13 protein-coding genes are annotated in these 11977 nt (G+C 39.8%); all 13 read left to right on the plus strand.

From position 1 onward, the window contains the following. Positions 1-131 precede the first annotated feature (131 nt). The gene (gene idi, locus AC1DG9_RS18525) at positions 132-671 is read left to right on the plus strand and encodes an isopentenyl-diphosphate Delta-isomerase (RefSeq protein ID WP_288879409.1); all 540 of its coding nucleotides are present in this window, start codon (positions 132-134) and stop codon (positions 669-671) included. Positions 672-675: 4 nt separating this feature from the next. Beyond that, positions 676-1146, plus strand: a complete 471-nt coding sequence (locus AC1DG9_RS18530) for a sterol desaturase family protein (protein ID WP_288879408.1) — start codon at positions 676-678, stop codon at positions 1144-1146. After that, complete coding sequence (locus AC1DG9_RS18535; protein WP_337716317.1) at positions 1143-1859, plus strand: lycopene cyclase domain-containing protein; 717 nt, start codon at positions 1143-1145, stop codon at positions 1857-1859. The genes AC1DG9_RS18530 and AC1DG9_RS18535 overlap by 4 nt, the downstream gene beginning before the upstream one ends. A 48-nt stretch (positions 1860-1907) precedes the next feature. Next, positions 1908-3101 carry an enoyl-ACP reductase FabV gene (gene fabV, locus AC1DG9_RS18540; RefSeq protein WP_337716315.1) on the plus strand — a complete coding sequence of 398 codons (1194 nt, stop codon included), beginning with the start codon at positions 1908-1910 and terminating at the stop codon, positions 3099-3101. Between the two features lie 67 nt (positions 3102-3168). Then, positions 3169-3639, plus strand: coding sequence for a hypothetical protein (locus tag AC1DG9_RS18545; protein ID WP_288879405.1), 471 nt, complete (start codon positions 3169-3171; stop codon positions 3637-3639). 272 nt (positions 3640-3911) lie between these two features. Continuing rightward, a complete protein-coding gene (locus AC1DG9_RS18550; RefSeq protein ID WP_337716313.1) occupies positions 3912-6146 on the plus strand; it encodes a beta-N-acetylhexosaminidase in 2235 nt (744 codons plus the stop codon). Positions 6147-6155: 9 nt separating this feature from the next. Further along, positions 6156-6953: a HipA family kinase gene (locus AC1DG9_RS18555; protein ID WP_477635014.1), complete on the plus strand. Its 798-nt coding sequence runs from the start codon at positions 6156-6158 to the stop codon at positions 6951-6953. Beyond that, positions 6931-7317 (plus strand): DUF3037 domain-containing protein, encoded by a 387-nt coding sequence (locus AC1DG9_RS18560; RefSeq protein ID WP_288879402.1) that lies wholly within the window; start codon positions 6931-6933, stop codon positions 7315-7317. Before AC1DG9_RS18555 ends, AC1DG9_RS18560 begins: the two co-directional genes overlap by 23 nt. Beyond that, the gene (locus tag AC1DG9_RS18565) at positions 7317-8864 is read left to right on the plus strand and encodes an AAA domain-containing protein (protein WP_477635015.1); all 1548 of its coding nucleotides are present in this window, start codon (positions 7317-7319) and stop codon (positions 8862-8864) included. Before AC1DG9_RS18560 ends, AC1DG9_RS18565 begins: the two co-directional genes overlap by 1 nt. Beyond that, positions 8861-8998, plus strand: a complete 138-nt coding sequence (locus AC1DG9_RS18570; protein WP_477635016.1) for a hypothetical protein — start codon at positions 8861-8863, stop codon at positions 8996-8998. Before AC1DG9_RS18565 ends, AC1DG9_RS18570 begins: the two co-directional genes overlap by 4 nt. A gap of 75 nt (positions 8999-9073) precedes the next feature. Beyond that, entirely contained in the window at positions 9074-9883 is an 810-nt protein-coding gene (gene epsC, locus AC1DG9_RS18575) for a serine O-acetyltransferase EpsC (protein ID WP_477635017.1), read from the plus strand. Positions 9884-9933: 50 nt separating this feature from the next. Next, positions 9934-10806, plus strand: a complete 873-nt coding sequence (gene cysM / locus AC1DG9_RS18580; RefSeq protein WP_288879400.1) for a cysteine synthase CysM — start codon at positions 9934-9936, stop codon at positions 10804-10806. 133 nt (positions 10807-10939) lie between these two features. Then, on the plus strand, positions 10940-11977 hold a 1038-nt coding region (locus AC1DG9_RS18585; protein WP_477635018.1), incomplete at its 3' end, for a tagaturonate reductase.

The raw sequence follows: 11977 nt of genomic DNA on the forward strand, positions 1-11977 counted from the left end.
TATAAAGGGAGATAAGGCTTTTTTGATAGCTCAGGTAAATAAAATAAACGACGGTGAACTTAAACAAAAAGTGAAAGAATATTTGTTTAACTCTAAATGTTGTTCTTCAGAAGAACTGAAAAAGATATAAGATGATAGAAAACGAAATACAGCTTGAAAACGTAATTCTTGTGGATGAACATGACAACATTATTGGAACAATGCCTAAAATGGAGGCTCACCTCCAGGGAAGGCTTCACAGGGCATTTTCTGTGTTTGTATTCAATAGTGACGGCCAATTGCTCTTGCAGCAAAGAGCAGAGGAAAAATACCACTCCGGCGGGAAATGGACCAACACTTGCTGTAGTCACCAGCGTTTGGGAGAGCAAAGCATTGATGCTGCTAATCGCAGGCTAAAAGAGGAAATGGGAATGGAGTGCACACTCAACTACGGGTTCAATTTTACCTACCATGCAAAATTGGCCAACGGAATTTCAGAAAACGAATTCGACCACGTATTCTTTGGTATGAGCGATGCAGTACCTCAGCCCGATTACACAGAGGTAGCGGCATTCAGATATGTGGATATGGAGACTTTAGCGCAGGATATCTCAGAACATCCCGAAATTTATACCGAATGGTTAAAGATTTGTTTTAATCAGATTATGGATTATTATCACAGATTTATTTAGTAAAATGAACAGCTGGCTTTTAAATTTTCTGGTGGCAGTAGGAACTTTTATTGCGATGGAAGGGGTTGCCTGGTTTACGCATAAGTATATCATGCATGGCCTGCTCTGGTCACTACATAAAGATCATCATCATAAAGAGCATGATGGTTTTCTGGAAAGAAACGATTTCTTTTTTCTGATTTTTGCAATACCAGGCATAATTTGCCTTGCGTTAGGCTCCTTTTACGGAATATCTCCAGCTTTTTGGACCGGTATTGGAATAACGCTATATGGCGCAGCCTATTTTTTTGTTCATGACATTTTTATACATCAGCGCTTCAAGATCTTTAGAAATTCAGAACATTGGTATTTTAAAGCCATAAGAAGAGCACATAAAATGCATCATAAACATCTTACTAAAGAGCGGGGAGAATGCTTTGGCATGCTATGGGTGCCATTCAAATATTTTTTCAGCAGTAAAGGAACGCCATCATGAAGTATACCTATCTGCTTATTGATTTTTTTACCGCCATCATTCCATTTATATTTTCTTTTCACCCTAAGCTGAATTTTTATAAAACCTGGAAAGCCTTTTTCCCTGCAGTAATAATAACGGGTATGATTTTTATTTTGTGGGATGTATACTTTACCAGTTTAGGAGTCTGGGGCTTTAATTCAAGGTATCTTATCGGGGTAGCAATAGGGAATATGCCTGTCGAGGAAATCCTTTTTTTCTTTTGCATTCCTTATTCCTGCGTTTTTACCTATCATTGCCTTGATCTATGGATTAAAAGAAATTTACCTCAAAGAATAGAGTTGGTGTTAACCACTTTGTTGATCTTTGTATTTGCAATAACGGGGATTTTGTTGAACGATAAGATTTATAGCATGGTAACTTTTATAGGTTTGGCTGTACTGATGGCCGTAGCCAGATATATACTTAAAGTAAGCTGGTTACCAAAGTTTTACCTGATCTATGGAATACTGTTAATTCCTTTTCTTATTGTGAATGGATTGCTTACCGGGACCGCTCTGGAGGAACCCGTAGTGTGGTATAACCAAGCTCAGATTATTGGGCTTAGAATCCTGACCATCCCCGTTGAGGATGTGTTTTATGGTATGGCTTTGATCCTTCTGAACCTTTTAATATATCTTCATTTGAAGATTAAATATCAGTTAATCAGCGGGTATTCAGGTAAACCCATATAGGTAATGTAAAAAAACCTTAATATTGTCAATCAAAAGAAAAATAGATTTATGATTATAGAACCTAGAATGCGCGGGTTTATTTGCCTTACGGCACATCCAAAAGGATGCGAGCAAAATGTAATAAACCAGATCAATTATGTAAAGTCAAAAGGTGAAATTGAAGGTCCTAAGAAGGTCCTTGTAATTGGTGCCTCTACGGGATTTGGATTAGCATCAAGAATAACAAGCGCGTTTGGATGTGGCGCAGCCACCGTTGGGGTTTATTTTGAAAAACCACCTGCACCGGGTAAAACGGCTTCGCCGGGATGGTATAACACTGCAGCTTTTGAACAACAAGCTCAAAAAGCAGGTTTATATGCTAAAAGTGTAAATGGTGATGCGTTTTCTACTGAAATAAAACAAAAAGTAATTGACCTGATCAAAGCTGATCTAGGACAAATTGATCTTGTAGTTTATAGTCTGGCATCTCCTAAAAGAGTACATCCAATAACTGGTGTAGTTCATAATTCGGTTTTAAAACCAATTGGCGAGACCACGTTTACCAACAAAACTGTCGATTTTCACACCGGAGTAGTTTCTGAGGTTTCTATAACCCCGGCTAATGAAGAGGAAATAGAAAATACAGTTGCTGTTATGGGTGGCGAAGATTGGGGTATGTGGATTGATGAATTAAAAGCGGCAAATTTATTGGCTCCAGAGGCAATTACTGTAGCTTATTCATACATCGGCCCTGCGGTTACTGAAGCGGTTTACCGTAAAGGGACTATCGGCAGAGCTAAAGATCATTTAGAAGCTACTGCTTTTGCAATATCTGACAAACTGAAAGACATTAATGGAAAAGCATTTGTTTCTGTAAACAAAGCATTGGTTACTCAGGCAAGTTCTGCTATACCGGTTATTCCTTTATACATTTCGTTGCTTTATAAAATCATGAAAGAGAACGGTACACATGAAGGATGTATTGAGCAGATGCAACGTTTATTTGCTGAGCGTTTATACAATAAAGGTGGTATCGCTACTGATGAGCAGGGCAGAATCCGTGTAGACGATTTAGAAATGGACAGCGATGTACAAGCCAAAGTTGCTGCACTTTGGGCCGAAGCAACTGAAGAATCGCTTCCTAAAATTGGTGATCTTGCCGGTTATAAGAGAGATTTCTTAAACCTGTTCGGCTTTGATGTTGATGGTATCGATTATACAAAAGATACTGACGAGATGGTTGCTGTTCCCGGATTGGTTTAAATTTTTTTAGTGGTGTAGCGTTTGCTTGTAAATATTGGTATAGGTTATTAAAACTAATGAGATAATTATGAGAACCAAACCATTAAAACTATTGATCCTTTTCTGCTTTCTTATAGTTGCTGCTATGTTTAGCAGTTGTGAAAAGAAAACAGATGAGGATAAATTGAAAATTAGTTACGGAACATCTTTTGGTATGTGTGTGGGTTATTGTAATAGCCAGCTCTTTATTTCCAAGGCAAAAATTGAATTAAAGAAATACGAGAACAAACCGAATGCAGCTCCAAAAGTATGTACCGCAGAAATGGCAGAAACGGATTGGTCTAAACTTGCCGATAGTATTGACCTGAATGTTTTTAATCAGTTAAAAGAGTCTTATGGTTGTCCGGACTGTGCCGATGGTGGTGCTGAATGGATTCAGATAGAATATGGAGATAAAAAGCATAAGGTTACTTTTGAATATGGAAAGGAACCAAATGAAGTTAAACCATACATTTCTACTTTGAGGGCGCAGTTTGCCACTTTTAAAGATTGTAAATAGCATTTATAGCATTAAATCATAAGACAATCGTCATCCTGAGATAAATTCAGGATGACAAAAGTTCAAAAAAGAGGATACTTTTATATCCTCTTTTTTTATTTGTTTTTTACGCAAACGGTTGCATTAACTCATGCAAACGTTTGTTTGCCTTTTCGCCAAAATCCTCATTATTTTCTCTTAAAATAATTGATTAACATTGTGTTAACGGAGTAATCGCTTTCAATATCAAGCCAGTTCCTGAACCTAAACACACACCTTAAACTAAATATACTATGAAGACCAGACTAACCAGATGGGTGATGCTCGGCGTACTGCTAATCAGTTCATTATCAATGTATGCTCAGTTCAATATTATCCCTCTTCCATCAAGTATCAAAGAAAACGGAGCCTCATTTACACTTAACGGTCAAACAAAAATATATTACGAGAAAGGCTTAAAACAACAGGCAGAACGGCTTTATGCAGCACTGTCTCCTGCAACAGGGTTTGATTTCCAGATTTCAGATCAGCAAAAAGCTGCAAAAAACATAATTGTGCTAAAGATTGGCAAAGGAGGTGCTCCACTAGCCAAAACCGACGCGCTAAATAAAGAAAGCTATAAGCTAAGCGTTAAAAATGATGTAATAACAATTGAAGGTAATAGTCCGGCTGGTGTTTTTTATGGTACCCAAACGCTGTTACAAATGCTGCCTGCAGAGATTTATAACAAACAGCTTCAAAGAAAAACAGTTTGGAAAATTAAAGGAGCAGAGATTGCCGATGCCCCATCTTACGAGTGGAGGGGGATGATGCTTGATGTTGCCCGTTATTTCTTCGGAAAACATTATGTGCTTAAGCTTATCGACATGATGGCAATGTACAAAATGAACGTGTTGCATTTCCACCTTACCGACGATGCCGGATGGCGCCTTGAAATTAAAAAATATCCAAAACTTACTTCTGTAGGTGCGTGGCGAGGCGAGGGTGCAGAACGTACCGGCGGCTACTATACCCAGGAAGATATTAAAGAAATAGTAGCCTATGCTACGGCCAGAAACGTAGATGTTATTCCGGAGATCGAAGTACCGGCCCATGCCTTAGCATCGATAGCAGCTTATCCGGATTTGTGCTGTACTGGTGAACAATACACCGTTCAAACCCAACATTCTATAAGCAAAGAGATTTACTGCGTTGGTAAAGAATCAACTTTTGATTTTCTGGCCGATGTGTTTAAAGAAACCTTTGCGTTGTTTCCTTCTAAATACATTCACATAGGTGGCGATGAAGCTCAATATGACCGTTGGAAAACCTGCCCGCATTGCCAAAAAAGAAAGAAAGAGCTTGGTGTTCAAACAGAAAAAGAAATGCAGGTTTATTTTAATCAGCGCATTCAGAAAATGGTAAAAGGATATGGCAAAACCATTGTTGGCTGGGACGAGATCATTGAAGATGGTTTAAAAGATAAAGCGGTTGGTATGATCTGGCACGATCAGAAAAAAGCCTTTAAAGCCTCAGAAGCTGGTCATTATTCAGTAATGGCATTAACCGGATATTGTTATTTTGACGTTGCAGAAAGCAATATCCCGGGCGAGGTAAAAGCGGCAACATGGTTGCAGCCAATCTCCTTAGAAAAAGCTTACCAGTTAAACCCAATGCTTGAAGGTTTAGATCCAAAATACCGTCCGCAGATATTAGGCGCAGAGGCTACATTATGGTCAGACCAGTTTATTCACGGTACTGTACTTCAGGAAATTGCTGCGATAAACGAAGATCGTTCAGAAAAATATTTTGAATACTTAACCTTCCCAAGGATGTCGGCCTTAGCCGAAGTTTGCTGGACACCACATGAAAAACAAGCATGGCCTGATTTCGAAAAAAGAATAAGAACTCATTATAAACGTTACGACAACGCAGGTTATGGCTATCGTGTGCCTCTGCCTAAATTGACCGGCAATGAAAAAGGTGCAAACGGTTTTACCATAAAGCTGGAAAGTGATGTTCAAGGCGCTGAAATCAGATATACTACTGATGGAACCCGTGCAAACGTATATTCTCCGGTTTATACACAAGCGGTAACAGTACCTAAACTATCAGATTTTAGTGCAATTACTGTGGTAAACCGCAATCAGTACTCGCTTCCGCTTTATTTTCCTGAGAAATACGACAAGTTTAAAAAGTATGGTCAATTGGTTGCCGAGTGGAAACCATCATCAGTAAAAGGAAAAGACTTTGGAACGTTTGAAATCAATGCAACGGGAAAGATCAATGAAAACGGCGAATATGTACTTTCATTCTGGTATACAGAAGGTCATTCGCGTTTAGAGATCAAATCTGTTGAGCTTTATAAAAACGGTGTTAAGATCGCGGAGGATGTTCATGATGGCTACACAGGATCCAGTCAGGAAAATAATCAATACAAATTTAAAGTTGATGCTTACGAAACAGGAGCAGCCTTTACAATAAAAGCTGTGGTAAGAGGCGATGTTGACAATGATTCGAATGGTGCTGTTTTTATTAAAAAACAGTAATTTCGTGGCATGAATAAAATCCATCCTCAATTGAGGACTGTTAATGTAATTCGATATGTAACGCCTTTGCGCGAAGGAGGCTCCATGCCTGCCATTGCAGAGGCCGACGACGAGTTTCTATATGTATTGAAGTTTCGGGGCGCCGGACAGGGTGTAAAAGCCCTTATTGCAGAAATTATTGGAGGCGAAATTGCCAGGGCACTTGGATTTARAGTGCCCGAAATAGTTTTTGCCAATTTAGACGAGGCCTTTGGTCGTACCGAACCCGATGAAGAGATCCAGGACCTGCTTAAAGCCAGTATCGGCTTAAATTTAGCTTTGCATTATCTTTCCGGAGCCATAACGTTCGATCCAACGGTTACTACTGTTGATGCTAAGTTAGCGTCACAAATTGTATGGTTAGATTGTTTATTAACCAATATGGATCGTACTGCGCGCAACACCAATATGCTCATCTGGCATAAAGAGTTGTGGCTGATAGACCATGGCGCATCTTTATACTTCCATCATTCAATGCAAAACTCGGAGGAACAGGCTGTAAGACCGTTTGCACTGGTTAAGGATCATGTATTATTGCCACAGGCAAGTGAGCTAGAGGAAGTTGATGCAGCGTTTAAGGCAATCCTGACGAACGAACTGATCAGGTCAATTGTATCATTAATTCCAGAAGACTGGCTTAAAGATGAATCTGGTCAGGAAACTACAGAAGAACGCAGGCAGGTTTATAGTCAATTCTTGATTTCAAGGGTTGCTAATTCAGAGGTTTTTGTAAAAGAAGCACAAAATGCAAGAGAGTCACTTATTTGAGTACGCCGTTATTCGTGTGGTTCCAAGGGTTGAACGCGAAGAATTCATTAATGTGGGTGTGGTATTGTATTGTGCAAAACAAAAGTTTTTAAAGGCGCTGATTTCTTTAGATGAAAGCAGACTCGAAGTATTTAAGGCAGACCTGGATTGCGATGTGCTAAAAGCGAATCTTATAGCTTTTGAGCGCATTTGTGCTGGAGAAAAGGATAGTGGTCCAATTGGTAAATTGGATGCCGCCTCGCGCTTTAGATGGCTTACTGCTACACGAAGTACCGTTGTGCAGGCATCAAAAGTACATCCCGGATTTTGTAAGGATGCAATGGAAACGCTTGATAAGCTACACCAACAGCTTGTGCTTTTATAATGGAGTATTTTAAAAAGCTCCTCGATTTACTTAAAATTGAGCGGCAGGAAGATCTTGATTCTTACCTGCGATTGACCGCATCGGCTTCAGTAGCTGATCGTCGTGAAAATGGATTAACATGGTATCCCATTGCTATTCGTGGTTCCGAAACGGGTAGGGGCGATTACCTTACTGTTGAGGTGGAACGTACTACCCATCATGATATTTCGCACCAGCTTAGGTTTGGTGCGTCGGCAGTTTTGTTCTCTAATCACGACCCTGAAAATGACAGGTTTGAAGGAACAATTAGCCACCAGAGTGGAAACAAGCTAAAAATAACACTACTGACAGAAGAACTGCCCGATTGGGCCAGCGATGGTAAATTGGGTATAGACCTGCTGTTTGACGACAATAGCTACAATGAAATGCAGAATGCGCTTAAACAAGCGCAGAAACCAAAAGAGAAAGCTGCAGATTCAGTATTAACCGATGTATTAACAGGGCAAAAGGCACCTACGTTTGATACCAGTTTAACAAATATCGTTATCCCTCAGCTAAACCCTGTTCAGCAAAAAGCAGTTAACAAGATCTTGCAGGCGCAGGAACTTGCTATAGTTCATGGGCCGCCGGGAACAGGTAAAACAACCACACTTGTACAGGCCATTAAAGCTTTGATTGCTAAAGATGGTCAGAAAGTACTGGTTGTTGCACCAAGCAACACAGCTGTAGACTTGTTAAGTGAAAAGCTTGCCGAAGAAGGACTAAATGTATTGCGTGTGGGTAATCCGGCAAGGGTTTCTGAACGTTTGGCATCCTTAACTATGGATAGTAAAGTTGCTGAGCATAGTGCCACTAAAGACCTGCGATCGCTTAAAAAACAGGCCAATGAGTACAAGAATATGGCTCATAAGTATAAGCGCAATTTTGGTCGTGCAGAGCAGCAACAACGCAAAGCACTGTTTAATGAGGCGCACAAAATAATGAAAGAGGTGAACAATGCAGAGCAATATATTATTGATGATGTTGTGGCAAAAGCCCAGGTCATTACTGCTACCTTAATTGGCGCCAACCATTATACCGTTAGAGACGTTAAGTATAAAACCGTTGTGATTGATGAAGCCGGACAAGCTTTGGAACCTGCCTGCTGGGTGCCAATATTAAAGGCAGAAAAGGTAGTGCTGGCCGGCGATCATTGTCAGCTGCCACCAACGATTAAGTCTACACAGGCGGCAAAAGACGGCCTAAGCAATACCCTAATGGAAAAATGCACGGTAATGCATCCCGAAGCTGTTGTTTTGTTAGAGGAGCAGTACAGAATGAATACACAAATCATGGGCTATCCATCTTCAGTATTCTATAAAAATAAATTAACCGCACATCCCAACGTGGCCAACAGGCTGCTGTTTGCCGAAGAACCTCCACTAGAATTTATAGATACTGCAGGTTGTGGCTTTGACGAGAAACTGGAAGGAACCAGTACCACCAACCACGAAGAGGCTGTGTTTTTATTAAAACATTTAACGCAACTGGTTGCCAAACTAAACGACCATTATACGGCGTGGCCATGACAAGGGCCAGAAAGAAACTGGTTGTTATTGGTGATAGTGCTACACTCTCCAGATCAGTATTTTATTCTGATTTTATCAGCTATGCTGAACAATGTAACGCCTATATAAGCGCATGGGAGTTTGTCGGTTTTTAATCACTTAAACAATGAAATTAGCAGGATTGTGATTAATTTCATTTCTTTACACTAAAATCAAACATTACTCTTAAAATGAACGAGGAATTTTATCTTCATATATATAATAAACAGCTTCAAATTGAGGCTGTACCATCCAATCAGGAAGTTGCTGAATGGGCAATGAATTTAATGAATTTGTTGTATCCAGAGCGTTTAACCTCGCCAGATTATTCAATTAATGAGATTAAGCGTTTCTTTTTAAAGCRAGAAAAAGAGCTGGTAAGGATATTAAATGCCACCAAAGCTTGTGAGCATAGCGATAATGAAGGAATAGCCAGAAAGATTTTTGAGAGTGTACCAGAGTTGTACAGAAGGATGAATACAGATATTTCTGCAATTCTGGAAGGCGATCCGGCTGCTAAAAGTGAGTTTGAAATTATCAGAAGTTACCCCGGTTTCCTTGCAATTGCCTTGTACAGGATTGCACATGCTTTGTTGCAAGCCGAAATTCCTATTGTACCCAGAATCCTTACTGAATATGCGCATTCCATTACCGGTATAGATATTCACCCCGGTGCGGTAATAGGCGAGTATCTTTATATTGACCACGGTACGGGCCTCGTTATTGGAGAAACTACCGTTATCGGAAATTATGTAAAGCTGTATCAGGGCGTAACTCTTGGCGCATTAAGCGTAGAGAAATACATGGTGGGCATAAAAAGGCATCCAACTATAGAAGATCACGTAATTATTTATTCGGGCGCAACCATTTTAGGTGGCGATACCGTTATCGGGCACGATTGTATTATAGGTGGAAACGTTTGGTTAACTAAAAGCGTGCCCCCACATTCAACCGTATATCATCAGTCGGCAGTTAAGGTTATCGAAACCAAGCAACCTTAAAATTAGAGTCGTTAATAAAATTGTAAATCAGAGAAAAGCGTAGTTTAATAATGGGAAATATTGTTGAGTTTGTTGGAAACACACCACTTGTAGAAATTCAGAGGTTACATACTAATCCGAACGTTAAGATTTTTGCCAAGCTGGAAGGGAACAATCCCGGAGGCAGTGTAAAAGATAGGGCAGCATTAAATATGATCCGCAGTGCAATAGATCGCGGAGATATTAAGAAAGGAACAAAACTGATTGAAGCTACAAGCGGTAATACAGGTATTGCCTTAGCGATGATTGCGTCTATATATGATCTGGAGATTGAGCTGGTAATGCCTTCTAATTCAACACGTGAACGTACCCTAACCATGGAAGCATACGGGGCAAAGGTTACTTTGCTTGAATCTATTGAAGTATGCAGGGATTATGCAGAGGAGAAAGGCGCCCAACCAGGTTATTTCTTGTTAAACCAGTTTTCAAATCCAGATAACTACCTGGCCCATTATAAAACCACCGGTCCTGAGATTTGGAAAGACACCAATCAGCAGATTACCCACTTTGTAAGCTCCATGGGCACAACCGGCAGTATTATGGGTAATTCTATGTTTTTAAAAGAAAAGAACCCGGATATACAGATTATAGGTTGCCAGCCAACTGAAGAATCATCAATACCAGGAATCAGAAGATGGCCAGAGGCTTATCTGCCAAAGATCTTTGATCCGAGCAGGGTAGATAGGGTAATGGATGTTTCACAGCAGGAAGCCACAGATTTTGCACGTAAACTTGCTAAAGTGGAAGGCATATTTGCAGGTATGAGTACCGGTGGGGCACTTGCCTGTTCATTAAGATTGGCCGAAGAACTGGAATCAGGACTAATTGTGTTCATTGCATGCGATAGGGGCGACCGCTATTTGAGCAGTGATCTTTTTGGRTAGTACATTTCTTACGGATTTAGCAGGCAATTGTAACAGATTGTAACGATAACGATTGCGTAAATAATTTCCTCTTAAAACATTCATTCTTTATAATATTTATGTAGAATTGTTTTAGACAGAGCGAAATTTCAACATGACTATTTCTAAAGATATTTTAAAGAACCTAAAAAATGAAAACGTTATCATTCCTGATAACACATTATTAAATCTTCCTGAAAAGGTATTGCAGTTTGGAACCGGTGTTTTACTACGCGGGCTTCCAGATTATTTTATTGATAAAGCAAACCGTAAGGGTTTGTTTAATGGCAGGGTAGCTGTTGTTAAATCGACTAGTAAAGGCGACCTTAAAGATTTTAATGAGCAAAATGGATTGTATACAATCAGCGTAAGGGGTCTGGAGAACGGACAAACTGTTAAAGAGAACATTATATCCTCGTCCATCAGCAGAGTTTTATCGGCCGACAAGGAGTGGAGCGATATACTTAAAATCGGACAAAGTCCCGCTTTACAGGTTGTTGTCTCCAATACAACGGAGGTTGGTATTAGCTTATTAAAAGAAAGCATTGATTTAGCTCCTCCAGTTTCTTTTCCGGCAAAGCTATTGGCTGTGCTTTATGCACGATATAAAGCGCTTGGAGATATTAATGCTGCTGATATTGTGATTATTGCTACAGAACTAATTCCTGAAAACGGAAAAAAATTAGAATCAATTGTATTTGAACTTACCGAATTTAATAAGCTTGAACCTGAATTTGTAAGCTGGCTAAAAGCGCATGCTCATTTCTGCAATTCTCTGGTTGATAGGATTGTTCCCGGTAAGCCTGATGTCGCAACTTTAGAGAAGCTAGAGGAACAGTTAGGTTACAGTGATAACTTGTTGATCATGGCTGAACCTTATCGTTTATGGGCTATTGAGGGTGACGAAAAAGTTGCCGGGCTATTAAGCTTTAAGGAAGCAGATAAGGGCATAATTGTAAAACCTGATATCGAAATTTACAGAGAGCTAAAGGTAAGGCTGTTAAACGGTTCTCATACCTTATCATCTGGGATTGCCTATTTAGCTGGTATAGATACCGTAGCAAATGCAATGGCCGATCAAGCCATAAAAAGCTATATCGTAAAGGTAATGCAATCGGAAATTGTGCCTGCAATACCTTACGAAGTTCCGGGC

This window comes from Pedobacter sp. 05L430 (assembly GCF_056397585.1).

What these genes read in the sequence shown, in the direction of transcription:
- idi (WP_288879409.1), top strand. Translation starts at nt 132, where the DNA reads ATGATAGAAAACGAAATACAGCTTGAAAACGTAATTCTTGTGGATGAA.
- AC1DG9_RS18535 (WP_337716317.1), top strand. Translation starts at nt 1,143, where the DNA reads ATGAAGTATACCTATCTGCTTATTGATTTTTTTACCGCCATCATTCCA.
- AC1DG9_RS18565 (WP_477635015.1), top strand. Translation starts at nt 7,317, where the DNA reads ATGGAGTATTTTAAAAAGCTCCTCGATTTACTTAAAATTGAGCGGCAG.
- AC1DG9_RS18550 (WP_337716313.1), top strand. Translation starts at nt 3,912, where the DNA reads ATGAAGACCAGACTAACCAGATGGGTGATGCTCGGCGTACTGCTAATC.
- fabV (WP_337716315.1), top strand. Translation starts at nt 1,908, where the DNA reads ATGATTATAGAACCTAGAATGCGCGGGTTTATTTGCCTTACGGCACAT.
- AC1DG9_RS18570 (WP_477635016.1), top strand. Translation starts at nt 8,861, where the DNA reads ATGACAAGGGCCAGAAAGAAACTGGTTGTTATTGGTGATAGTGCTACA.
- AC1DG9_RS18545 (WP_288879405.1), top strand. Translation starts at nt 3,169, where the DNA reads ATGAGAACCAAACCATTAAAACTATTGATCCTTTTCTGCTTTCTTATA.
- AC1DG9_RS18530 (WP_288879408.1), top strand. Translation starts at nt 676, where the DNA reads ATGAACAGCTGGCTTTTAAATTTTCTGGTGGCAGTAGGAACTTTTATT.
- AC1DG9_RS18560 (WP_288879402.1), top strand. Translation starts at nt 6,931, where the DNA reads ATGCAAGAGAGTCACTTATTTGAGTACGCCGTTATTCGTGTGGTTCCA.